Source organism: Thermobacillus composti KWC4, from assembly GCF_000227705.2.
Taxonomy (GTDB): Bacteria; Bacillota; Bacilli; order Paenibacillales; family Paenibacillaceae; genus Thermobacillus; species Thermobacillus xylanilyticus.
The window spans coordinates 3,752,501-3,775,305 of sequence record NC_019897.1 but is presented as its reverse complement, the minus strand read 5'-3'; the positions used below and the strand labels follow the sequence as shown (position 1 = coordinate 3,775,305).

Sequence of the window (22,805 nt, the reverse complement as noted above, 5' to 3'; positions counted from 1 at the left end):
TTGGCAGCGGAGCTGCGGCCGTCTTTGCGGCTCAACTCAACGCCTCGGCCGAAGGGCGAAGGGCAGGTACAGGATCACGCACATGACCAGCGCGACGCCTTCCAGCGACAGAATGTACCACGGCCAGGGGCCAAGCAGGTCGAGCAGCGACGGGTCGTCCGGCTTGCGGGCGATGAACATGTAGTTGCCGCCGGTTATGGCATTGACGATGCCGATGGGGATGAGCAGGATGTTGAGCCAGAGCATGGTGCGCCAGATGGAAGACCATGTCGGCCGGAAGCCGTACGCGGCGATCATGAACAGGCTGGAGACGATGATGCCGCCATGGGCGATGAAGAAATAGAAGAAGGTGAAGTGCGGATACCCCGACAGAATGGCGGCGGGCGTCAGCAGCGCCTGCAGCGCCCCGCCGATGCCGGCAAAGTAGTTGAATTCAAACAGGCGATAGCTTCGGGTCCAGAGCATGATGAAGGACAGGATCAGCGTCAGGCTGCACAGGTGCAAGGGCAGGGTGTAGGCCGGATCCCACTGGTCGGCAACGAAATACCAGATATGGAGCGCAATGTCGAGCAGCAGCAGCATCGCGGCCAGCGCGTGGCGAATGACGTCCGCGAGACGCGGGCGCTCCCGCAGACCGCGCCAGCCGAGGGTGAATGCGCTTACCACCGCGATGATGACAAGAGACACCCAATGGGACGGCGAATAGAACGTGAAAGGAGCCGTTTCGGAGCCGAAAAAAGGCACCCGTTCCATACCGTCAACCCCCTTTTCGTTTTTTCTCTGTTTTGTTCACCATTTTTTCACAAATCAACCCGTTCTGGCAACAAGTTTGCGCGCATGAAAAAGGGCCCGCCTGGAAGGCAAGCCCTTTTCCTTTCCAAATCCTATGAATTATATGAACCGGGACAGCGAGAAGGCGCCGAGATCGAACCGGGTCGAGCCGTTCAGCAGCAGATCCGCGGCGATCTCGCCGAGCGCGCTGGCGAATTTGAACCCGTGGCCGGACAAGCCGCCGATGACGAGCACGTTCGGATGCTGCGGATGCCGGTCGATCACGAAATCTTCATCCGGCGTAAACTCGTACTTGCAGACGGAGCTTTGCAGCAGCGGCCCCGCCGCCCGCGGCATATACTTCTGCACGACCTGGCGCAGCGACTGCTCGTCCGTCTCGTAATGCCCGAACGGATGCAGCGGCTCGCCGGGCCGCCAGTCCCGGCCGCCGTCGTGCTTGCCGATCTTCAGGCCGCCGCCCAAGTCGGGGAAACCGTAAAACCCGCCTTCCGCGGTATGCAGCGTGAAGCCGGGAAACTCGCCGGCGCGGTATTCGGCCGATTCCGTCCCGAACCAGCCGACCGGGATGCGCAGCGGCCGCAAGGGGAAGCGGACGAACGGCTCCAATTGTTCGAACCATGCGCCGGCGCTGAGCAGCGCCTTCTCCGCGCGGAAGACGCCCTCGGCGGTCTCCGCGGCGACACCGGCCTGATCCGCCGTCACGCGCAGCACCGGCGTGTTCGTCACGAGCTTCGCGCCCGCCGCCTCCGCCAGCCCGCGATAAGCGGCGATCGCACGCTCGCTGAACAGATAGCCCGCTTCCGGCTCGTACATCCCGATGAAATGGTCGGGCAGGTCAAGTCCCGGCCATCTTCTGCGCATCTCGGCCCCATCGAGCATTTCCACGGAGACGCCGAACGCCCGGGCGTCATCCGGGCGGCTGCCGAAGCTGTAATGCTCCGGATCGGCGATGTTGATCACGCCGGAGCGGACGAGCAGCGTCGTCCCCGCAAGCTGCTCCAGCTCCCGCCACAGCTCGTCCGCCCGGAGCGCGCGAGAGATATAGGCGGAGCCTTTCTTGTACGCGTGGCGGATGAGCCGGGTCTCGCCGTGATGGCTGCCCTCCCGGTGGGGCGGGTCGAAGGCGTCGATCAACAGCACGCGCGCGCCGCGCCGGGCAAGATGATACCCGGCGCTCATGCCGGCCGAGCCCGCACCGACCACCATGACGTCATAGATCGGCGCGCTCATCTGCCCGTCTCCCCGCTTTCCGGAAGCAGTTCCTTCTTGTAGAAGATCGTCGTATGCCCTTTGCCCAGATCCTTCTCCATGATCGGCACATACCCCCTGCGCACGTACATGTCGCCGAGCCACGGATGCTCCTTCGCGGTGCCGAGCGACACGGCCGGACTTTTCAGGGTGTCGCGGACCATCGTCTCCTCGCACCAGCTGAGCATCGCGGAGCCGATTCCTTTGCGTCCGAGGTCGGGATCGACCGCGAACCACCAGATGTGCGGCACGCCGAACGGCCCGGGCTGCGGCCCCCAGGGCATCCGCAGCGTCAACGTCGCGAGCGGCTTCCCGCTTTCTTCCATAATAAAGCACATGTGGTTGCGGATGTTGCTTTCCACCAGCGCCAGATCGGCGGTGGCGGCCGCGAAGTTGATGCCGAGCTCGCGGATCGGCTTGTAAGCCCGGAGCGTCAGATCGAGCAGCGCCGGAGCGTCCTCCTTGACGGCGAGCCGGTAAGTGAAGTCAGACATGCGGGGTCACCTTCATCTCTCGTTCATATGGAAAAAAATCAACGCCCGAACCGTCACGCCAACGTTTCAAGCGCAAGTTCCGCCGCATGTGCGAACAGGGCGGCGCTGACCGGCAAGGCATCCTCGTTCAGCGTGAACTTCGGGTGGTGCCATTCCTCGGTTCCGCTTGTGCCCATCCAGATGAAACATCCGGGGACATGCTCCTGGTAGACGGAGAAGTCTTCGCCGGCGGTCGTCGGCCGCGCCTCGACCACCGTTAGGCCCAGCTCTTCGGCGGCCCGCGTCATCAGGGCGGCCATCGCCGGATCGTTGTTGACGAAGTGCTGGCCTTCCGTCCAGATCAGCTCGGCCGACGCGCCGTAACCGGCGGCGACGCCCTCCGCCACCCGGCGGATCTGTTCCGGGATGCGCCGGCGCACGTCGGCGTTGAAGGTGCGCACGGTTCCTTCCAGTTCGGCGCAATCCGGAATGACGTTCCACGTCGCGCCCGATTGGAACCGGCAGACGCTGATGACCGCGCTCTCCAGCGGGCTCACGTTCCGGCTGACGATGGTTTGCAGGGCGCCCACGATGGAGCTGGCGGCGACGATCGGATCGACGGCGGCGTCCGGGATCGCGCCATGGCCGCCCTTGCCCGTCACCCGGATCTCGAAGCGGTCGACGCTGGCCATCAGCGCGCCCGTCCGGATGCCGACGGTACCGACCGGCAGCTCCGGCTTGTTGTGCATGCCGAGAATCGCGTCGACGCCTTCCAGCACGCCGGCCCGGATCATCGCGCGGGCCCCTGCCGCGATCTCTTCGGCCGGCTGGAAAAGCATGCGCACGCGGCCTTTCAATCGATCCCGCCGCTTGTGAAGCAGCAGCGCCGCGCCGATCATCGAAGCGGTATGGAAATCGTGGCCGCACGCATGCATTTTGCCCGGCTCGCACGACGCGAAGGGCAGGCCGGTCTCTTCCGTGACGGGCAGCGCGTCGATGTCGGCGCGCAGGGCGACCGTCGGACCGGGGGATGCGCCTTCGATGTCGACGACCAGGCCGGTCTTGAGGCCGAACGTCTGCACGCTCAGGCCGGCTTCCTCCAGCCAGCCGCGGATGCGCCGGGTCGTCTCGAATTCTTCCAGCGACAGTTCCGGATGCATGTGCAGTTCGCGTCGGATGGCGACAAGATGCGGCGCGAGCGCTCCGGCCGAATCTTGCAAAGCTTGAAGCGGCATATCGACCATCCTCCTTTTATAGAATAGGTTGTCATTTCAGTCTTCCCTGAGCCACGGCGACTGTTCCGCACGGGCCAGCACCCGGTCCACGATCTGCGGCGCCGATCCGAGGTAGGCGGCAGGGTCGAGCAGCTCTTCCAGCGTCTTCTCGTCCAGCGCTTCGGCCACCCGCTTGTCCGCCAGCAGCACGTCCTTGAACGGCGTGTTTTCCTCCACCGCCTTCATGGACAGCTCATAGATGACATGGTGCGCGGTCTGCTTGCCGAGGCGGTCTGCCAGCGCGAACATGACGCGCTCGGACAGCAGCAGTCCGCCGAGCCGATCGAGGTTGCGCCGCATGTTTTCGGGCTTGACGACGAGCCCTTCGAGCACCGCCTTCGTCGAGGAGAGCTGGGCGGAGAGGTAGATGCACGTCTCCGGCAGCGCGATCCATTCGCCCCGCCAAGACATCGCGTCCCGCTCGTGCTCGACGATCATTGCCTCTTGTACGAGCGCGACGTTGTAGCGGACCGGCTTCGCCAGGCTGGCGGTGCCTTCGAGCGCCGCGGGATTGCGCTTGTGCGGCATCGTGGAGGAACCGATCTTGCCCGAGGTGAACGGCTCTTCCAGCTCGTCGATCTCGGTGCGCATCAGGTTGTAGAATTCGTTCCCCAGCTTGCCGAGCGTGGCGCTGATCATGCCGAGGATGCCGATGTATTCCGCCTGCCGGTCGCGGGAGGAGTGCCAGCAGATGTCGGGCGCGTGAAGCCCCAGCTTGCGGAGCGCGAGCGCCTCCACTTCGGGGCCGAGCGGACCGAACGCCGCGTACGTGCCGACCGCGCCGCCGATGACGCCGGTGAACACGCGCGCTTCCGCTTCCTTCAGCCGGTCGAGATGCCGGAGCACTTCGCTCAGCACGACGGCGATCTTGAAGCCGAACGTCGTCGGCAGCCCCTGCATGCCATGCGACCGGCCGGCGATCGGCGTGTCACGGTATTCGCGGGCGAGCCGGGCGAGCTGCCGGGCGACGGCGGAGAGATCGCGCACGATGATCGCGTGGGCTTCCTTCAATTGAAGCATCATGCCGGTGTCGACGATGTCCTGCGTCGTGGCGCCGAAATGAACGTACTCCCCGGCCTCCGGCCCGCAGAGCGCCTGCAGCGCCCGGATCGTCGGCATCAGGGAGTGCTTCGCCTTCAGCACTTCGTCCGCGATCGCCTGCAGGTCGAGCAGTTCGACCCTGGCCTTCTCGGCGATGACCTTCGCCGCATCCGCAGGAATCAGTCCGAGTTCCGCCTCGGCGAGCGCGAGCGCCGCCTCGACGTCGAGATGTTTCTGCAGCCGGTTCTCGTCCGACCAGACGGCGCGCATCTCGGGCGTGCCGAACACATTGCGAAGCATGACCATGTCAATGACGTGTGAGGACATGTTGGTTCCCTTCTTTGCTGATTGGTGTGGGTTTCGTCGCCAAAATCCGACTTAATCACTTGGTTATCGCTTATTGTACTACTAGCATTCCCGGCGGTCAATGGATATCCGCTCCCAGCTCTTGCGCAGCCGGCGGCAGGCACAGTATAATGGTGGAAATCTGTTAGCGACGATGACCGGGAGAGTACTCCGCTGATCAAGCCCCATGCAGCGAGCCGGGACGGTGGAAGCCGGCGGGTCCCAGCGGAGGAAGCGCACCCGCGAGTTGGTTCCCTGAACCGCTGACGCCGGATGACGTCGGCGCCGTAGGGGAACCCGGCAGAACGCCGTTATCGCTTCAAGGGGAAGATGCCCGTCCCGATCTCAAGCACGATGGCGTGCGGAGACGGGAACGATGAGGCGCGTCTTCCAGAAGAGTGGCACCGCGGATAAACCTCCGTCTCTTTCATGGGACGGGGGTTTTGTGATGATCGGGCTTCTTGAGCTTTGCGCGGAGGTGCAAGACATGGTACTGGCTGCGATTCCGGCTGAGGGACTGCCCGTGAAGATCGCGCTCGAAAGCCGGCAGGACGGCGGCGAGACCGCGCGGTCGGTGCTCGACGGCAGGCTCTACGCCAAGGCCGGCGCGCTGTATCTCCGTTATGCGGAAGAGGACGGCCGGATCCGCTCGACGCTGCGCTGGGACGGCAGGACGCTGCGGCTTGTTCGCACGGGGGACGTCGAGAGCGCCCAGACGTTCGAGCCGGGCGTTGAGACCGGAGGCTATTACCGGACGCCGCTCGTCCGGTTTGATCTCCGAACGAGGACGCGCCGGCTGCGCGTCGAGGCGGACGGCCGCAGCTTTCCGATGGTGTGGAGCTGGGCTTACCGGCTGGAAGCGGGGGGCGCCGATGCCGGAGAATTCGTCATCAACCTAACGATACGGGAGGCAGATGAATCATGAGTGATCATGTATTGGAACGCATCCATCAGCGGGTGAAAGACGCCATCGCGGATGCGGCGGTCGCCGCCGGGATCGCGGCGCGCGACGAGCTGCCGGCATTCGTCGTGGAGGTGCCGAAGGACAAGGCGCACGGTGATCTTGCGACGAACGCGGCGATGCAACTCACGAGGCTGGCGAAGCGGAATCCGCGCCAGATCGCGGAAGCGATTCTGGAACATCTCGACCGGGGCGCCGCCATGATCGAATCCGCCGAGATCGCGGGGCCCGGGTTCATCAATTTCCGCCTGGACAAAAGCTATCTCTACCCGGTCATCGGCGAAGTGCTCCGGGCGGGCGAATCTTACGGCCGGGTGAATATCGGCCGCGGGCAGAAGGTGCAGGTCGAATTCGTCAGCGCGAACCCGACCGGTTCGCTTCATCTCGGCCACGCGCGCGGCGCGGCGGTCGGCGACGCGCTGTGCAACGTGCTGGACTTCGCGGGCTATGACGTGACGCGCGAGTATTACATCAACGACGCGGGCGCGCAGGTCACGAACCTCGCGAAATCGATCGAGGCGCGCTACCGCCAGCAGCTCGGCCTCGAAGCGGAGATGCCCGAGGACGGCTACTACGGCGAGGACATCATCGGCTTCGCGAAGGAGCTGGCGGAGAAGGAAGGCGACCGGCTGCTCTCGCTGCCGGATGACGAGCGGCTGCGCTTCTTCCGCGAGTACGGCCTGACGCGCGAGCTGGACAAAATCCGGCGCGATCTGGAGCGGTTCCGCGTCAAGTTCGACAACTGGTTCAGCGAGACGTCGCTGTACGAGACCGGCCAGGTCGAGGCCGCGGTGGAGGCGCTGCGGGAGCGGGGCATGGTCTATGAGGAAGACGGCGCGGTCTGGCTCGAGTCGACCCGGTTCGGCGACGACAAGAACCGCGTCCTCGTCAAGCAGGACGGTTCCTACACCTACCTGACGCCGGACATCGCCTATCACCGGGACAAATTCCGCCGCGGATACGACCGGCTGATCAACATCTGGGGCGCCGACCACCACGGGTACATCCCGCGGATGAAGGCCGCGATGGCCGCCCTCGGACACGATCCGGACAGGCTGGTCGTCCTGATCGCCCAGATGGTCAGCCTGTATCAGAACGGCGAGAAGGTGAAGATGTCGAAGCGGACCGGCAAGGCGGTGACGATGGAAGATTTGATGGACGAGGTCGGCGTCGACGCGATCCGCTATTTCTTCACGATGCGCAGCATGGATTCGCATCTCGACTTCGACATGGATCTCGCCGTCTCCACGTCGAACGACAACCCGGTCTATTATGTGCAGTACGCCCATGCGCGGATATGCAGCATTTTCCGGCAGGCGGAGGAGCAGGGGATCGCCGTCGACCACGACAAGGCGGACCTGACACGGCTGACCGCCGAGGCGGAGTTTGAGCTGCTGCGCAAGCTGGGCGAGCTGCCGCAAGAAGTGGCGGATGCCGCGGAAGCCTATGCGCCCCACCGTCTCATCCGCTATGTGTATGAACTCGCTTCGCAGTTCCACAGCTACTACAAGGCGGAGCGCGTCATTACGGACGACGCGGCGCAGACCGGAGCAAGGCTTGCGCTGCTGGCCGCCGTCCGGACGGTCATCGCCAATGTGCTGCGGCTGATCGGCGTTTCGGCGCCGGAGCGGATGTAAGATTCAGCCGAGCCGGTCGGCGGCCGCCAGCATGCGCATCACGTCGATCTCGCCGGTCCGTTTCGGCGCCTTCGCGCCGCGCAGGGGATTCATCGAATTGCGCAGAATCTCCTTGATCTCGGCCGGCGAAAGTCCCGGCCGGTAGGCGAGCAGCAGGGCGATCGCTCCGGTGACGTGGGAGGTTGACATCGACGTGCCGCTCATCTCGTTGTATTTGCCCCGCAGCCAGGCGGAGATGATTTTGTCCCCCGGCGCATAGATGTCGACCAGACTGCCCCGGTTGCTGAACGGTGCGATTCTCCGCATCCGCGTCGTGGCGCCGACGGAGAGCGTCTGCGGGAACCGGGCGGGATAGTCGATCGCCTTGCGCTTCGCGTCGTTTCCGGAAGATGCGACGATGATGATGCCGGCGCGCCAGGCGTTCTGCACGGCGGCCAGCAGCGCGCGGCTGCGCGTCTTCATGCCGAAGCTCATGTTAATGATGTCCATCCGGTTGCGGATGCACCATTCGATGCCGAGAATGATGTCGGAGACGTAGGCCGAGCCGTTGTGGTCGAACGCCTTCACCGGGTGGATGACCGCGCGGGGCGCGACGCCGACCATGCCGTGCAGCTGGTTCGCGGCCGCGATCGTGCCGGCGATGTGCGTGCCATGGCCGTTGTCGTCATGCGGCAGCATGCTGCGCGCCAGCAGGTTGATGCCCCTTGAAATGGAATGACGGAGATCGGGATGGCTGAAGTCGACGCCGGTGTCGATGACGCCGACTTTGATGCGGTAGCCGGTCGTCAGGCGCCAGGCCATCGGCGCGCGGATCTGTTTCACGCCCCACGGAATGCCTTGTTCGACGGCGGGCGCACTGCGAACGGTGCCGTGGACAGCGATGCGGGAGTCCGGCTCGAGGGCGCATCCCGCCCACGGCAGACCGGCCGGACGGCCTGCCGGAAGCATGAAGCTGACGCCGCGGATGAGCGGAAGGAGCCGGATGGCCGGACCTTCCGGCCGCCCGGGAGGATGCCGCGCCGTCCACTCGCGGACGAAGCGGCGATAATCTCTGGGGTGGCGAAACCTGAGCATGCAGCGGACTCCTTGACGGCCCGGGGCGGTCAGCGCCCTCTCCTCCAGCCATCTGAGAACCGGGCTTAAGTCCATCGGCGCATTCCTCCCGGGTGGAACATGCTGGACTTATACTATGAGGGCGTCTGGACAGCGGCATGAGCAGATGTCCCGCTCTCCCGAATTGGGCGGCCGGCGGGCGGCGATCCCCCTTTCGCGTTGCTTGCTTTTTGAAATGAAATGAGGTTTACTATAGGTTGACAATGGATAGAACTATGCTGGTTAGATGACTTGCGCGAGAGGATGTGTTCGATGAGCGGCGAGATTCGATTGAAGCTCGATCCCGAACGGATTGAAGAAATGCCGATGGTCGATCTGGCCTTCGAAATTCTGAAAACAGCCAACGAGCCGATGTACTACCGGGATTTGATCCAGGAGATCGGCAGGATCCGCGGCTTTTCCGAGGAGAAAATCAACGAAGTCATCGCGCAGATTTATACGGAGATCAACATCGACGGCCGGTTCGCCTGCGTCGGTTCCAACGTGTGGGGGCTGAAGCGGTGGTACCCGGTTGACCGGAGCGAAGATCCGTCCCTCGGGGCGTCGCGTCCGCGCATCATCAACGATGATGACGAAGAGGAAGAGGATCTGTACGGCGACGAGGAAGAAGCATACGTTACGGACGAAGAAGATTACGACCTCTACGACGAGGACGGCGAAGAGCTGTTCGACGACGCCGACGACGAAGCGGATGTGGACGAGGAAGTTCCGATCGACGACGAAGAGCTCGACGAGCCGGATATCGAAGTCGACGACGAACTGGAGACGGAGGACGAGGAAGAGTTCGAGGACGACGCGGAAGACCTCGAGGCCGAAGACGAAGACGACCTGTGACGGGACGCCGGCTTGTGCGCCTTGTTGCACACAAGGCGCTCTCCCGATTCACTTGACCTCCAAGCGCAAGCCGAACCAGGGCTTGCACGGGCTTGTCGGTCGACGGAATCGGACGCGCCGGCGGGAAGTACGCGGCGCCGCCCCGATTCACTTGACCTCCAAGCGCAAGCCGGACCAGAGCTTGCACGGGCTTGTCGGTCGACGCGAAACGGGATTGCCTTTTCGATGGAAGGCACAGGCCGTTTCACTGTCAATCGTCTGTGAAAATGTCACCTTAACTCGTCTGTGAAAATGTCACTTTTTGAATGTACCAAGTCACCGGTCAGGTGACTTGGCCTGGCGCGAAATTTGTGTTACGCTGAAGCTGCTTTGGACTCCATGCCAACCTCCATGGATGGTTGGCGGCGGGCTTGCGGGGTGGCGCAGGTTCCGCCTTTTTTGTTGGAGTCGCAGGATCACGTACCGGCTTTTCCGTCTCCTTCAGCGCGATGGCCTGACCATGATGCCATACGAGCACCTCACCGGTGAGCGTCTCACGCACCTCAACCGTTGCTCTGGCGTCGAAACGGAACTTGCAAGGCTTGGCGAACGTATACACCTTCCCGTTGTATGAGAGCGTGTTTCCGTGTCCCAGTTTTCGGTACTTGCGGGCCGTGAACACATGCTCCAACTTGACGGACGGATCCGGCTCCATGTATGCCGATTCCGCTTGTTTGGGCTGGACGGCAAACTTGCGATTGTGCTTCTCCAGCAGCTTGGGCAGCGCTTCGTTGGCCTCCTCGATCGTCTTCACGCCGAGCAGCCGCAGCTCAATCACCAGGCGATCCTGAAACGTCCCCCAGAGGCGTTCGATGCGGCCTTTCGCTTGCGGCGAGAGGGCCTTGATATGCTCGATGTGCAGCTCCGCCATTGCCTTGCCGAAGTCGGATAGCGGTTTGGTTTCGCCTGCCAGTTCCTGCTCAAGCGACAGCGTTTCATGGGGTGACCGGAAGATGGTATGTTTGTCGCTGTAAAGCCCCAGCGGCACGCCGTAGTTCCGGGATGCCTTGCATCATGACCAGCGAGTAGCCTTCGCGGCATTCCGTGGGCCTGAACACGGCGCCAACGACGGTACCTGTCGCATCGTCGATGGCGGCATGGAGGGTGAAGGACGGTGCCCGATCCTCCAGCCAGGCGTAAGGCGTCGCATCGATCTGCCACAGCATGCCCGCTTGCGGCTTTCGCTGGCGCGGTTGATGAGCCTTCTTGCGCCGACGCGGTTTGGCTTGCTTGATGCCTTTGGACAGTAAAATGCGTCTTACGCTGGGTGTGCTGAGCTTAATCGATTCGTGTTCCTCCAAAAGCTCCGCAAAGTGGCAGTTGTTGCTGCCGTGATACGTTGTGGTGTACAACTCGACGACGTGATCTTTGACTTCCTCCGGGATCGCGTGTTTCGGCTTTCTTCCCCGATTACCGTGGGCCAGTGCCTGGGCGCCTCCTTCTTCCACATATTTCTTCTTCAGCCGAATCACTTGCCGGACGCCGAGTCCGAGTGCCGCCGCTCCTTCCGCGTTGGTCATGTGTCCGTCGAGGATTTTCTCCACCACAAGTACCTTTTTCCATTCTGCTCTGGTCAATGTCACTCTCTCCTGTCCCATAGTGACATTATCTCAGAACAGTTATACCGTGACATTATCACAGAACAACGACAGGCACAGGCCGTTTCACTTGACACAGGCGCGGACACACGGGTAAACTATTGCTTGGGCTATAGATCGCTTTATACACGGCAAGCGTATGAAAAGTGCCCCGCGGCGCGGGTGTCACTTTTTTTTGTTTTTTCAACCATTCGACTTGGAGGTCAACAGCACGTGACGAAATATGTATTCGTAACCGGCGGCGTCGTCTCGTCGCTCGGCAAAGGGATTACGGCGGCATCGCTTGGCCGGCTGCTGAAGAACCGGGGACTGAAGGTTACGATCCAGAAATTCGATCCTTACATCAACGTCGACCCCGGCACCATGAGCCCCTATCAGCACGGGGAAGTGTTCGTGACCGACGACGGCGCGGAGACCGACCTCGATCTCGGCCATTATGAGCGATTCATCGACATCAACCTCACGAAGAACAGCAACGTGACCACGGGCAAAATCTACTCTACCGTCATCTCGAAAGAACGGCGCGGCGAATATCTGGGCGGCACCGTTCAGGTCATTCCGCATATTACGAACGAGATCAAGGAACGCGTCTTCCGCGCGGGCCGCGAAGCGGGTTCGGACGTCGTCATCACGGAAATCGGCGGCACGGTCGGCGACATCGAGAGCCTGCCTTTCCTGGAGGCGATCCGCCAGATCAAAAGCGACATCGGCCGCGACAACGTCATGTACATCCACGTCACGCTCATTCCGTACATCAAGGCAGCCGGTGAAGTGAAGACGAAGCCGACGCAGCACAGCGTGAAAGAACTGCGGAGCATCGGCATCCAGCCGAACGTCATCGTCTGCCGCACGGAATATCCGATGGGCGAGGATCTGAAGCGCAAGATCGCGCAGTTCTGCGATGTCGACCAGGGTGCGGTCATCGAATGCCGCGACGCGTCGAATCTGTATGAAATTCCGCTCAACCTGCGGAAGGAAGGGCTGGACGACATCGTCGTCAACCATCTGAAACTGGATGCGCCGGAACCCGACATGACCGAATGGGAGAACCTGGTGCGCCGCGTGAACGCGATCACCGGGTCGGTGGAAATCGCGATCGTGGGGAAATATGTGGCGCTGCACGACGCCTACCTCAGCATTGTGGAGGCGCTGGGCCACGCCGGCATCGACGCGGAGCGCGAAGTGAAGATCCGCTGGGTGAACGCCGAGGACGTCACGCCGGAGAACGTGGATCAGCTGCTGGCCGGCGTGCACGGCGTGCTCGTGCCGGGCGGATTCGGCGACCGCGGCATCGAAGGGAAGATCACCGCGATCCGCTGGGCGCGGGAGAAGCGCGTGCCGTTCTTCGGCATCTGCCTGGGGATGCAGGTGGCCGTCGTCGAGTATGCGCGCCACGTCGTCGGCATGACGGGCGCGAACAGCTCGGAGATCGATCCGTCCACGCCGTATCCGGTCATCGACCTGCTGCCCGACCAGAAGGATATCGAAGATCTCGGCGGCACGATGCGCCTCGGCCTGTATCCGTGCAAGATCGCGCCGGGCACGCTGGCCGCGCAGGCGTACGGTCAGGAACTGATCTACGAACGCCACCGCCACCGCTACGAATTCAACAACGAATACCGCGAGCGGATCGAAGCGGCGGGCCTGCGCGTATCGGGCACGTCCCCGGACGGCCGGCTGGTCGAAATGATCGAACTGCCCGACCATCCGTGGTTCCTGGCCGTCCAGTTCCATCCGGAGTTCACGTCAAGGCCGAACCGGCCGCAGCCGCTGTTCCGCGAGTTCGTGGGTGCGGCGATCCGGCACGCGGAATAATGTAACGGAGGAAATACTTTTTTCCAGTTGATGAAGGATATTGACGAAGCGGCGTCGAATACCTCCCCTGCTGGGCGTGTTGTCTCTCAGCCCGGGTGAAGCCTGGCCGGCCGAATGCAGGCTGAGCCGCGGCATTCGCTCACGAGGAGGGATCGTGCGTTGGATGACAAGAAAGTGCTGATCGTGGATGACCAGAACGGCATCCGCATGTTGCTGATGGAAGTGTTCAGCGGCGAAGGATACCGGACATTCCAGGCTTCCAACGGCAAACTGGCGCTTGAGATCGTCAAGAATGAATCGCCTGATCTTGTGCTGCTCGACATGAAGATCCCGGGAATGGACGGGCTCGAGATATTGAAGCGGGTGAAAGAGATCAACCGCGACATCAAGGTCATCATGATGACGGCATACGGCGAACTGGACATGATCAAAGAGGCGACCGAGCTCGGCGCGCTGATGCACTTCACGAAGCCTTTCGACATCGACGAGATGCGGATGGTCGTGAATATGCAGCTGCGGGGCAGCGAAACGCGCAGCAGGTAGGCGAGCGGATCCGGAGACGGATCCTTTTTTTCTGGCGAGAGAACGCCGGACGAATTACCACAGCGGGAAGCATTGTGGTATAATGTCTCAGTATGACAAGTCTGCACGGCTTGAACCATATCGCGCAACCAATTTAGGAGGAACGAACATGCCACTTGTGTCCATGAACGAATTTCTGCCGAAGGCGAAAGCGAACAAGTTCGCCGTCGGGCAATTCAACATGAACAACCTGGAATTCGCGCAGGCGATCGTCGAGGCGGCGATCCGCGAGAAGTCGCCGTTCATCTATGGCGTCAGCGAAGGCGCCCTGAAATATATGGGCATCGAATTCACCGTCGCCATCGCGGAAGCCGCCGCGAAGAAATCCGGGCTGCCGATCGCGCTGCATCTTGATCACGGCAGCAGCTTCGAAGTGGCAATGCAATGCATCCGCGCCGGCTTCTCGTCGGTCATGTTCGACGGTTCCCACTATCCGCTCGAAGAGAACATCCGCCTGACGAAGGAAATCGTGAAAGCCGCCCATGCGATGGGCGTATCCGTCGAAGGGGAGCTCGGCACGATCGGCGGTGTCGAAGACGACATCAGCGTCGATGAAGCCGACGCTGCGCTGGCGAAGCCGGAAGAAGCGATCCGCTTCTGGGAGGAGACGGGCGTCGACGCGCTCGCGATCGCGGTCGGCACGGCGCACGGCATGTACAAGGGCGAGCCGAAGATCCGCTTCGACATCATTCGCGAAGTGGCGGCGAAAGTTCCGGTTCCGATCGTCCTGCACGGCGGATCGGGCGTTCCGGACGACGCGATCCGTGAAGCGATCCAATGCGGCGTAGGCAAAATCAACGTCAACACGGAGAACCAGATCGCCTGCACGGACAAGATCCGCGAAGTGCTCGGCAAGGACAGCAAGGTCTACGATCCGCGGAAATACCTCGGTCCCGCGCGCGAAGCGATGATCGAAGTCGTGGCCGAGAAGATCCGGTTGTTCGGCAGCAGCAACCAAGCGTAATCTGTTTTGATACATGCAGGAACCGCCGCGCATGGCCGGCGGTTCCTGCGCATCCGTCCGCATGACGGTCAACCAGCGCCATCGGGAGGATATGGGGAGACATGGAGAAACTGATGGTCCGCGGCGGCCGCCCGCTGCGCGGAACGGTCACGATCAGCGGCGCGAAGAACAGCGCCGTCGCGCTGCTGCCGGCTTCGATACTGGCCGACGGCGAAGTCAGACTGGACAATCTGCCGCGGCTCAGCGACGTGGCCGTCTACACGGAGATTCTGGAAGAGCTCGGGGGCAAGGTGAAGCGGATCGGGGATTCGATGATCATCGATCCTTCCCGCATGCGTCCCGTACCGATGCCGAACGGCAAGGTGAAGCTGTTGCGCGCGTCCTATTATTTGATGGGCGCGATGCTCGGCCGGTTCGGCGAAGCCGTCATCGGCCTTCCCGGCGGCTGCAACTTCGAACCCCGTCCGATCGACCAGCACATCAAAGGCTTTGAAGCGCTCGGCGCCACCGTCACGAACGAACACGGCGCGATCCGCCTGAAGGCGAAGAAACTTCGCGGCGCGAAGATCTATCTCGACGTTGTCAGCGTGGGCGCGACGATCAACATCATGCTTGCGGCTTCCCGCGCGGATGGTCTTACGATTATCGAGAACGCGGCCAAGGAGCCGGAAATCATCGATGTCGCGACGCTGCTCAACGCAATGGGCGCCCGCATCAAAGGCGCGGGCACCGAGACGATCCGGATCGAAGGCGTGGACCGGCTGCACGGCTGCCGGCACTCCATCATTCCCGACCGGATTCAGGCGGCGACGTACATGATCGCGGCCGCCGCAACGCGCGGCGACGTTGTCGTGGACAATGTCATTCCGAAACATCTTGAAGCCGTGACGGCCAAGCTGCAGGAGATGGGCGTCCATGTCTATGAAATGGACGAATCGATCCGCGTCGTCGGCCAGCCGACCTACTCCGCCGTCGACGTCAAGGCGCTTGTCTATCCGGGGTTCGCGACGGACATGCAATCGCCGATGACGAGCCTGCTCACGCAGGCCGAAGGCGTCAGCATCCTGACGGATTACGTGTACAGCAACCGGTTCAAGCATGTGCCGGAACTGGTGCGCATGGGCGCCAAGATCCGCGTGGAAGGACGGTCGGCCATCATCGAAGGCAGCAGGCTGAACAGCGCAAGAGTCCGCGCGTCCGACCTCAGGGCCGGCGCGGCGCTCGTCGTGGCGGCGCTGACGGTGGAGGAAGGCGTTACGGAAATTGCAGGTGTCGAATATATTGATCGCGGGTATGATAATCTTGTGGACAATCTTCGCAGATTGGGAGCCGATGTGTGGCGCGAGCCCGAAATCGGCTGAGGCCTGAACCGCCGCAACGGACGGTGGTTCCTCGCATAAAGGTCAAAATTGAATCACAAGGGGTGAAACGATGACCGATTTGCAAATCTCTGATCTGGAAGAGATGAAGCTTACGGAATTATACAAGCTGGCCAAAGAACATCAGATTCCGAACTACGGCCAGATGCGGAAGAAAGAGCTGATCTTCGCGATCCTGCGTGCCCAGGCCGAACAGAGCGGCCTCATGTTCATGGAAGGCGTGCTCGACGTCCTGCCGGAAGGCTACGGTTTCCTGAGGCCCATCAACTACTTGCCGAGCAAGGATGACATCTACATATCGGCGTCGCAGATTCGGAAATTCGACCTGCGCACCGGTGACCTCGTATCCGGCAAATGCCGGGCGCCGAAGGAGAACGAACGGTTCTTCGGATTGCTGCAGGTGAATGCTGTCAACGGCGTGAGTCCGGAAGTTGCCGCTGAGCGGCTCCACTTCCCCGCCCTGACTCCCCTCTATCCGCAAAAGAAACTCGTTCTGGAGACTTCCCCCAATAACCTGTCGACTCGCATTATGGATATTCTCGCTCCGGTCGGACTCGGCCAGCGCGGGCTGATCGTCGCACCTCCGAAAGCGGGCAAAACGCTGCTGCTCAAGGAGATCGCCAACAGCATCTCGGCGAATCATCCGGAGATCGAGCTGTTCGTGCTGCTGATCGACGAGCGGCCGGAGGAAGTGACCGACATGCAACGGTCGGTGAAGGGCGAAGTCGTCGCGTCGACGTTCGACGAATTGCCGGAAAACCATATCAAGGTGGCGGAAATGGTGCTGGAGCGGGCGCTGCGTCTGGTCGAGCACAAGCGGGACGTCGTCATCCTGCTCGACAGCATCACGCGGCTCGCGCGCGCCTACAACCTCGTCGTGCCGCCGTCGGGCCGGACGCTCTCCGGCGGGATCGACCCGGCGTCGTTCCATCGGCCGAAGCGGTTCTTCGGGTCGGCGCGCAACATCGAGGAGGGCGGCAGCCTGACGATTCTGGCGACGGCGCTCATCGACACCGGCTCGCGGATGGATGACATCATTTACGAAGAGTTCAAGGGCACCGGCAACATGGAGCTCGTGCTGGACCGCAGACTGGCGGAACGCCGCATTTTCCCGGCGCTGGACATCCGCCGTTCCGGCACGCGCCGCGAGGAAATGCTGCTCACGAAGGAAGAACTGGAGTGCGCCTGGTCCATCCGCAAAATGATGAACGACACTCCCGAATTCGTCGAGCAGTTCCTGCGCAAAATGCGGGAGACGAAGTCGAACGCGGAGTTTATCGACGTCATGGCGAAGCTGGCGGCGGACGGCGGTATAGGCTCCGGCGGCACGGGCGCGAGGCGGAGTGTCCGCACGACGACCTGAGCGCCCATTGAACCGGTTCGGGCGGAAAAATGAAGGTGGGACTAACGCATGAATCTGGTGTATGCCGATGCCGGCGGCCGCGTCTATGACCATCCCGGATGGGGCGGGCTTGGCCGCAGCGCCGACATGATCATCGAACTGATGGAAGACGAACTGATCCCGTTGCCCGAAGGCGCGACGCTGGTCAGTCTGCCGTTCACGCGGCCGGTCGGCATCGATCCCGATACGGGCGAGATGCGGCCGCTGCCGGGCGATGTGCAGGCGATCGGCGCGCTGCTGCCGCAAGGGTACACGCGGCTGGCCATTCCCGCCTATGTCAAGACGGACCGCAGCCGGAAGCTGCCGCTTTTCGGCTATACGGCGGTCGTCTGGAAAGACGGCGGCTTCCACGTCGCCGCGCAGCGCACCGATGATCCGGAACCTTGGAATCCGCTGAACTGCGACCGCGGCGAGCTGGAGGCGGGCGTCGAATCGCTGCTTGCGCGGTATCCGGAGAACCGGGTGTACAAGCATCTGTCGCATTGCGCGCTCGGCTATGAATGCCTGACGGCGTCGAACACGTTCCTGAACCGCTGGGAAGGTGCTGTGCCGGTGTCCTACAGCTGCAACGCGGGCTGCTACGGCTGCATTTCCGAGCAGCCGGACGACAGCGGCTTCCCCGCGCCGCAGACGCGGATGAACTTCCGGCCGACGGTGGACGAGCTGGTCGAGATCATGCTCGAGCATCTGAAGACGCCGGATGCGATCATCAGCTTCGGTCAGGGCTGCGAGGGCGAACCGTCGACGCAGGCGAAGCTGATCATCGACGCGATCCGCCGGGTGCGGGAGAAGACGGATCTCGGGTATATCAATATCAATACGAACGCCGGCCTGACCGATCACATCCGGGCGATCGTCGACGCCGGGCTCGATCTGATGCGCGTCAGCACGATCAGCGCCATCGACGAGCATTACAACGCCTATTACCGTCCGCGCGGCTACTCGCTGGCGAATGTCGAGAAGTCACTCAGATACGCCTCGGATCACGGCGTTTATACCTCGATCAACTACCTGGTCTTTCCCGGCGTGACGGACCGCGAGGAAGAGATCGAGGCGATGATCGGACTCGCGAAACGGACGGGGCTGAAGCTCATCCAATTCCGCAATCTGAACATCGATCCGGATAGCTATCTGGAGCTCATCCCGCCCGCGCGGGGCGAGATCTACGGGATGAAGCAGATGATCGAGATTTTCCGGGCGGAGCTGCCGGACGTGCGCATCGGCAACTATACGCATGTACCGCCGCCCGAATTGCGGCGCCGGAAAGCGTCGCCCGCCGGCCGGGATTGACGTGCCGGAAAGACCGTTGCGCGAGTTTGGCTATCCGTGCTATAATCCTCTCATGTGTCATTTAACTCTGGGCCTGCTGTCTAAGGGCTCAGGGCGTGAAAGAGGTGAACGAGATGAAACCGGACATTCATCCGACGTATCACGTCACGACAGTTACTTGCGCGTGCGGCAATACGTTCGAGACGGGTTCGGTGAAGGCGGACCTCCGTGTCGAAATCTGCTCGAATTGCCATCCTTTCTTCACGGGCAGACAGAAGTTCGTCGATACCGGTGGCCGCGTTGACCGTTTCAAGAAGAAATACGGCATCTGATCGGATGCATACTCGAACCTCCCCCAGCCATCCTAATGGCGAAGGGAGGTTTCTTCATGATGTTCATCAGACTGCGTCTGCGGAAACGGCGGCTTCGCTTCCTGCTGCCCGGCATCCTGCTGGCCGCGGCGCTCGCCGCAACCGGATGCGGGAACGCGGACCGCGATGCGGATGATCCGACCGATTATTACGGCAACGACGGCTATATGGGCACCAGCAATACCAATCCGAATCTCCCGCTGACCGGCACGGCCTGGAGCTACCGGCGCGACAACGCATTCGCGGCGGAGCTGCTGCGCGGACTGGACGGCATCCGGGATATCCGGATCACGCGGACGGGCGGATCTCATATGCACGTTCATCTCGAGATCGACAAGAAGCTGAACCGGGAGGAGGCGGCGCAGCTTGCCGCGCGGGCGGAAGCGGTGCTGAAGGAGAATTTTCCCCGTTACCGGGTGACGGTCGATGCGGACCAGAAGTGATGCCTTCGGCTTCGGGCTTCGATCACAACAACTTCACAGCATTGACAGTCATGCCCGGTTGCGATCCGAATCCGGATCGGCTATACTTATCTTTACCGTGCTAGACGGGGAGGTAGCGGTGCCCTGTAACTCGCAATCCGCTGCAGCGAGGTTGAATTCCTGCCCGAGGTCTTGCGCTGCAAGGCTGGCGCCCGCAAGCCGTGTTGACGGCCGGGTCCTCCGCAATGAGCCCCTGTGAACCTGGTCAGGTCCGGAAGGAAGCAGCCATAAGCAGGTTTGTTCATGTGCCGGGGGAGTGCCTGGCCCGAGCGGGGATCGGGAATGCCGCTTGGAACGCAATGATCGGAGGCAGGTGCACGGACCTTAACCTACATATCGCACGTTCGGCCGTCCCGGCTTGCCCGGGACGGCTTTTGTGATGACCGGAAAGCAGCAACGTCGTTTCTCTTGTTGTCCGGTTGGTGTATAATAGAGCATCATGCGGCCTCACGGCCGGACGATGGAAAGGAACGGTCCGCGTGTCCCATATCGCCTTGTACCGCGCCTGGCGTCCGCAGACGTTCCAGGACATGGTCGGCCAGCATCATGTCATTCAAACGCTTCAGAACGCGATCCGGGAGAACCGGATCGCGCATGCGTATCTGTTCAATGGTCCGCGCGGAACGGGCAAGACAAGCGCAGCCAAGATCATGGCCAAAGCCGTCAACTGCGAGCACGGACCGACGCCGGACCCGTGCAACGCCTGCGCGGCCTGCGAAGGCATCGCCGCCGGCACGGTGCTTGACGTGATCGAGATCGACGCGGCTTCCAACCGCGGGATTGACGAAATCCGCGACATCCGGGACAAGGTGCGTTACGCACCGACGGAAGTCCGGTACAAAGTGTACATCATCGACGAAGTGCACATGCTCACCTCCGAAGCGTTCAACGCTCTGCTCAAAACGCTGGAGGAACCGCCCGGGCACGTGATTTTCATCCTGGCAACGACCGAACCGCACAAGCTTCCCGCAACGATCGTCTCCCGCTGCCAACGGTTCGACTTCCGGCCGGTGCCGCTCGAGGAGCAGGTCGGACGGCTGCGGCGGATCTGCGAGGAAGAAGGCATCGAGGCGGAAGACGACGCACTGGCGTACATCGCCCGCCTCTCCGAAGGCGGCATGCGCGATGCGATTGGCCTGCTGGAGCAGACGGCGGCTTTCACGGACGGGCGCATCACGCTGGACGGCGCGGTCGACGTGACGGGCGGGATCCCGGCGGAACGGTTCGAGGAACTGGCGGAAGCCGTTCGCGGCCGGGACGCCGCGGCGGTCATGCGCGTTACGGAAGCGCTGACAGCGGCGGGCAAGAGCGCCGACAAGTGCATGGAGGACCTGATCGTCTTCTTCCGCGACCTGCTGCTCCTGAAGCTGGCGCCTGACCGAACCGCCGCCACCGAGCGGATCGTCGACGTCGAACGCTTCCGGAACGCGGGCGAAGGGTTTACCGCCGAGCGCCTGTTCCGGATGATCGACATTCTGAACCGATACCAGAACGAGATGCGTTTCGCCGCGCAGCCGCAGACGATGTTCGAGGTGGCGCTGCTCAAGATTTGCACGCTGCCCGACGACGATGCTTCGGACGGCGCGTCCGGCGGTTCGGGGTCTGCCGAAACGGCCCGCGCGCCGGTCGCGCGCGAGTCCGCGGATGCGGCGGAGCTGCACCAGCTTCGCAGGCGCGTCGAAATGCTCGAGCAGCGCATCGAGCAACTGCTTCGCTCCGGCGGCGGAGACCAACCGCGGCCGGCCGTCCCTTCGGGCGACGGCCGGCAGGGCGCGTCCGGCGGGCGCCCCGCCGGCTCCTTCGGCGCGCAGCGGAACGCGGCGCCCGCCATCGGCCGGGTGAAGCTGGAGCCGTACATCGCGGCGCGGGATTCGGAAGAGACGCGGAAGGTGAAGGCCCGCTGGCCGGAAGTGCTGCAGGGCGTCAAGGATGTCCGCATCTCGGTCCATGCCTGGCTGATCGACGGCGAACCGGTGTCCGCGACGGGCGGTCAGGTGCTGATCGCGTTCAAGAACACGATGCACCGCCAGACGACGGAGAAGCCCGCCAACCGGGAAATCATCGAAGGCGTCATGGGAGAAGTGTTCGGCGCGCCGATGCGGTTTCAGACGGTCTTGTTGAAGGAATGGCAGGCCGCTGCGGAAGGCGAAGGCGAACGCCCGCAGCCCGAGGCGCTGGAGCTTCAACCCGAGGAGGAGCAGGGTGAGCAGGCCGGCCGGCCGCCCTGGGTCGAAGAAGCGGTGAAGCTGTTCGGCGAAGAATTCGTCGTCGTCGTGGACGATGACAAGACATGATTTTGAATAAGGAGAGTTGGCGAGTATGAACAACATGCAGCAGATGATGCGGCAAGTGAAGAAAATGCAGGAGCAGATGCTCAAAGCCCAGGAGGAGCTCGAGAAGAAGGAAGTCGAAGGCACCGCCGGCGGCGGCGTCGTGACAGTGCGGGCGAATGGTCACAAGAAAATTCTCGGCATCACGATCAAGCCGGAAGCCGTCGACCCGGACGACGTCGAAATGCTCCAGGACCTCGTCCTCGCGGCCGTGAACGACGCGCTGAACAAAGCGGAAGAGATGGCGAACCGGGATATGAGCAAGTTCACGGGCGGCCTGAAGATCCCGGGTCTGTTCTGAGGAGGAGCGGCCTCTCTTGTACTATCCGGAACCGATCGCGAAGCTGATCGATTCGTTCTCCCGGCTGCCGGGCATCGGTCCGAAGACCGCCGCCCGCCTTGCCTTTCATGTGCTGCGCATGAGCGAGGATGACGTCGTCTCATTCGCCAAGGCGCTGGTCAGCGTCAAACGCAACCTGCATTACTGCTCCATCTGCTGCAACATCACCGACGTGGATCCTTGTCGCATCTGCCAGGACAAGACGCGCGATCCGTCCGTCATCTGCGTCGTCCAGGAGCCGAAGGATCTCGTCGCCATGGAGCGGACGAAGGAGTACGACGGTCAATACCATGTGCTGCAGGGAGCCATTTCGCCGATGGACGGCATCGGCCCGGACGAGATCCGCATTGCCGAACTGCTGAAGCGGCTGACCGACGATCGGGTGAAAGAAATGATTCTGGCGACCAATCCGAACATCGAAGGCGAAGCGACGGCGATGTACCTGTCCCGCCTGGTCAAACCGTTCGGCATCAAGGTGACGCGCATCGCGCACGGGCTGCCGGTCGGCGGAGACCT

General features: G+C 62.4%; 20 protein-coding genes, 1 other RNA gene and 1 pseudogene (1 of these 22 cut by a window edge). 15 read left to right on the top strand and 7 right to left on the bottom strand.

Going from position 1 to position 22,805, the window contains the following annotated elements; all coding sequences use genetic code 11:
* Positions 1 to 36: 36 nt before the first annotated feature.
* From THECO_RS17260 to purB, 5 genes are all read right to left on the bottom strand, one after another.
* Positions 37 to 753 (bottom strand): YwaF family protein, encoded by a 717-nt coding sequence (locus tag THECO_RS17260; protein WP_015256305.1) that lies wholly within the window; start codon positions 751 to 753, stop codon positions 37 to 39.
* Between the two features lie 138 nt (positions 754 to 891).
* Positions 892 to 2,022 carry an N-methyl-L-tryptophan oxidase gene (solA, locus tag THECO_RS17255; RefSeq protein WP_015256304.1) on the bottom strand — a complete coding sequence of 377 codons (1,131 nt, stop codon included), beginning with the start codon at positions 2,020 to 2,022 and terminating at the stop codon, positions 892 to 894.
* Positions 2,019 to 2,534 (bottom strand): GNAT family N-acetyltransferase, encoded by a 516-nt coding sequence (locus tag THECO_RS17250; protein ID WP_015256303.1) that lies wholly within the window; start codon positions 2,532 to 2,534, stop codon positions 2,019 to 2,021. Before THECO_RS17250 ends, solA begins: the two co-directional genes overlap by 4 nt.
* A 53-nt stretch (positions 2,535 to 2,587) precedes the next feature.
* The gene (locus THECO_RS17245; RefSeq protein WP_015256302.1) at positions 2,588 to 3,748 is read right to left on the bottom strand and encodes an amidohydrolase; all 1,161 of its coding nucleotides are present in this window, start codon (positions 3,746 to 3,748) and stop codon (positions 2,588 to 2,590) included.
* Positions 3,749 to 3,784: 36 nt separating this feature from the next.
* Entirely contained in the window at positions 3,785 to 5,155 is a 1,371-nt protein-coding gene (gene purB, locus THECO_RS17240) for an adenylosuccinate lyase (RefSeq protein ID WP_015256301.1), read from the bottom strand.
* A 505-nt stretch (positions 5,156 to 5,660) separates the two neighbouring features.
* Between purB and THECO_RS17235 the strand changes: the two genes are divergently transcribed.
* Positions 5,661 to 6,098, top strand: a complete 438-nt coding sequence (locus THECO_RS17235; RefSeq protein ID WP_015256300.1) for a DUF1934 domain-containing protein — start codon at positions 5,661 to 5,663, stop codon at positions 6,096 to 6,098.
* Entirely contained in the window at positions 6,095 to 7,771 is a 1,677-nt protein-coding gene (gene argS, locus THECO_RS17230) for an arginine--tRNA ligase (RefSeq protein ID WP_015256299.1), read from the top strand. Before THECO_RS17235 ends, argS begins: the two co-directional genes overlap by 4 nt.
* Before the next feature lie 3 nt (positions 7,772 to 7,774).
* Here argS and THECO_RS17225 read toward each other — a convergent pair whose 3' ends face one another.
* Positions 7,775 to 8,920, bottom strand: coding sequence for a S8 family peptidase (locus THECO_RS17225; RefSeq protein ID WP_015256298.1), 1,146 nt, complete (start codon positions 8,918 to 8,920; stop codon positions 7,775 to 7,777).
* Between the two features lie 216 nt (positions 8,921 to 9,136).
* On the opposite strand from THECO_RS17225, the gene rpoE reads away from it, so the two are divergent.
* Positions 9,137 to 9,718, top strand: a complete 582-nt coding sequence (rpoE, locus tag THECO_RS17220; protein ID WP_015256297.1) for a DNA-directed RNA polymerase subunit delta — start codon at positions 9,137 to 9,139, stop codon at positions 9,716 to 9,718.
* A 322-nt stretch (positions 9,719 to 10,040) separates the two neighbouring features.
* Here rpoE and THECO_RS22815 read toward each other — a convergent pair.
* Positions 10,041 to 11,334 (bottom strand): annotated as a pseudogene (locus tag THECO_RS22815) (ISNCY family transposase).
* Positions 11,335 to 11,568: 234 nt separating this feature from the next.
* Between THECO_RS22815 and THECO_RS17210 the strand changes: the two are divergent.
* The 12 genes from THECO_RS17210 to recR all read left to right on the top strand — a co-directional run.
* The gene (locus THECO_RS17210) at positions 11,569 to 13,170 is read left to right on the top strand and encodes a CTP synthase (RefSeq protein ID WP_015256295.1); all 1,602 of its coding nucleotides are present in this window, start codon (positions 11,569 to 11,571) and stop codon (positions 13,168 to 13,170) included.
* A 159-nt stretch (positions 13,171 to 13,329) separates the two neighbouring features.
* The gene (locus THECO_RS17205) at positions 13,330 to 13,713 is read left to right on the top strand and encodes a response regulator (RefSeq protein WP_015256294.1); all 384 of its coding nucleotides are present in this window, start codon (positions 13,330 to 13,332) and stop codon (positions 13,711 to 13,713) included.
* Positions 13,714 to 13,861: 148 nt separating this feature from the next.
* Positions 13,862 to 14,716 carry a class II fructose-1,6-bisphosphate aldolase gene (gene fba / locus THECO_RS17200; protein WP_015256293.1) on the top strand — a complete coding sequence of 285 codons (855 nt, stop codon included), beginning with the start codon at positions 13,862 to 13,864 and terminating at the stop codon, positions 14,714 to 14,716.
* Positions 14,717 to 14,817: 101 nt separating this feature from the next.
* Complete coding sequence (locus THECO_RS17195) at positions 14,818 to 16,077, top strand: UDP-N-acetylglucosamine 1-carboxyvinyltransferase (RefSeq protein ID WP_015256292.1); 1,260 nt, start codon at positions 14,818 to 14,820, stop codon at positions 16,075 to 16,077.
* Positions 16,078 to 16,147: 70 nt separating this feature from the next.
* Positions 16,148 to 17,458 (top strand): transcription termination factor Rho, encoded by a 1,311-nt coding sequence (rho, locus tag THECO_RS17190; RefSeq protein WP_015256291.1) that lies wholly within the window; start codon positions 16,148 to 16,150, stop codon positions 17,456 to 17,458.
* 48 nt (positions 17,459 to 17,506) lie between these two features.
* The gene (locus tag THECO_RS17185; protein ID WP_015256290.1) at positions 17,507 to 18,787 is read left to right on the top strand and encodes a radical SAM protein; all 1,281 of its coding nucleotides are present in this window, start codon (positions 17,507 to 17,509) and stop codon (positions 18,785 to 18,787) included.
* 113 nt (positions 18,788 to 18,900) lie between these two features.
* A complete protein-coding gene (gene rpmE / locus THECO_RS17180) occupies positions 18,901 to 19,098 on the top strand; it encodes a 50S ribosomal protein L31 (protein WP_015256289.1) in 198 nt (65 codons plus the stop codon).
* A gap of 56 nt (positions 19,099 to 19,154) precedes the next feature.
* The gene (locus THECO_RS17175) at positions 19,155 to 19,580 is read left to right on the top strand and encodes a cation transporter dimerization domain-containing protein (RefSeq protein WP_015256288.1); all 426 of its coding nucleotides are present in this window, start codon (positions 19,155 to 19,157) and stop codon (positions 19,578 to 19,580) included.
* Between the two features lie 95 nt (positions 19,581 to 19,675).
* Positions 19,676 to 19,940, top strand: an RNA gene (ffs, locus tag THECO_RS21320) — signal recognition particle sRNA large type.
* A 158-nt stretch (positions 19,941 to 20,098) separates the two neighbouring features.
* Positions 20,099 to 21,913, top strand: a complete 1,815-nt coding sequence (dnaX, locus tag THECO_RS17170; protein WP_015256287.1) for a DNA polymerase III subunit gamma/tau — start codon at positions 20,099 to 20,101, stop codon at positions 21,911 to 21,913.
* Positions 21,914 to 21,938: 25 nt separating this feature from the next.
* Positions 21,939 to 22,250: a YbaB/EbfC family nucleoid-associated protein gene (locus THECO_RS17165; protein WP_015256286.1), complete on the top strand. Its 312-nt coding sequence runs from the start codon at positions 21,939 to 21,941 to the stop codon at positions 22,248 to 22,250.
* A 16-nt stretch (positions 22,251 to 22,266) separates the two neighbouring features.
* Positions 22,267 to 22,805 carry the 5' portion of a recombination mediator RecR gene (recR, locus tag THECO_RS17160; RefSeq protein ID WP_015256285.1) on the top strand. It continues 58 nt past the right edge of the window, so 539 of the gene's 597 nt are visible here — the first part of the coding sequence; the start codon lies at positions 22,267 to 22,269; the stop codon falls past the right edge of the window.

What these genes read in the sequence shown, in the direction of transcription:
- solA (WP_015256304.1), bottom strand. Translation starts at nt 2,022, where the DNA reads ATGAGCGCGCCGATCTATGACGTCATGGTGGTCGGTGCGGGCTCGGCC.
- THECO_RS17250 (WP_015256303.1), bottom strand. Translation starts at nt 2,534, where the DNA reads ATGTCTGACTTCACTTACCGGCTCGCCGTCAAGGAGGACGCTCCGGCG.
- THECO_RS17235 (WP_015256300.1), top strand. Translation starts at nt 5,661, where the DNA reads ATGGTACTGGCTGCGATTCCGGCTGAGGGACTGCCCGTGAAGATCGCG.
- THECO_RS17165 (WP_015256286.1), top strand. Translation starts at nt 21,939, where the DNA reads ATGAACAACATGCAGCAGATGATGCGGCAAGTGAAGAAAATGCAGGAG.
- THECO_RS17185 (WP_015256290.1), top strand. Translation starts at nt 17,507, where the DNA reads ATGAATCTGGTGTATGCCGATGCCGGCGGCCGCGTCTATGACCATCCC.
- purB (WP_015256301.1), bottom strand. Translation starts at nt 5,155, where the DNA reads ATGTCCTCACACGTCATTGACATGGTCATGCTTCGCAATGTGTTCGGC.
- fba (WP_015256293.1), top strand. Translation starts at nt 13,862, where the DNA reads ATGCCACTTGTGTCCATGAACGAATTTCTGCCGAAGGCGAAAGCGAAC.
- THECO_RS17260 (WP_015256305.1), bottom strand. Translation starts at nt 753, where the DNA reads ATGGAACGGGTGCCTTTTTTCGGCTCCGAAACGGCTCCTTTCACGTTC.
- rho (WP_015256291.1), top strand. Translation starts at nt 16,148, where the DNA reads ATGACCGATTTGCAAATCTCTGATCTGGAAGAGATGAAGCTTACGGAA.
- THECO_RS17175 (WP_015256288.1), top strand. Translation starts at nt 19,155, where the DNA reads ATGATGTTCATCAGACTGCGTCTGCGGAAACGGCGGCTTCGCTTCCTG.
- THECO_RS17225 (WP_015256298.1), bottom strand. Translation starts at nt 8,920, where the DNA reads ATGGACTTAAGCCCGGTTCTCAGATGGCTGGAGGAGAGGGCGCTGACC.
- THECO_RS17195 (WP_015256292.1), top strand. Translation starts at nt 14,818, where the DNA reads ATGGAGAAACTGATGGTCCGCGGCGGCCGCCCGCTGCGCGGAACGGTC.
- rpoE (WP_015256297.1), top strand. Translation starts at nt 9,137, where the DNA reads ATGAGCGGCGAGATTCGATTGAAGCTCGATCCCGAACGGATTGAAGAA.
- THECO_RS17245 (WP_015256302.1), bottom strand. Translation starts at nt 3,748, where the DNA reads ATGCCGCTTCAAGCTTTGCAAGATTCGGCCGGAGCGCTCGCGCCGCAT.
- rpmE (WP_015256289.1), top strand. Translation starts at nt 18,901, where the DNA reads ATGAAACCGGACATTCATCCGACGTATCACGTCACGACAGTTACTTGC.
- argS (WP_015256299.1), top strand. Translation starts at nt 6,095, where the DNA reads ATGAGTGATCATGTATTGGAACGCATCCATCAGCGGGTGAAAGACGCC.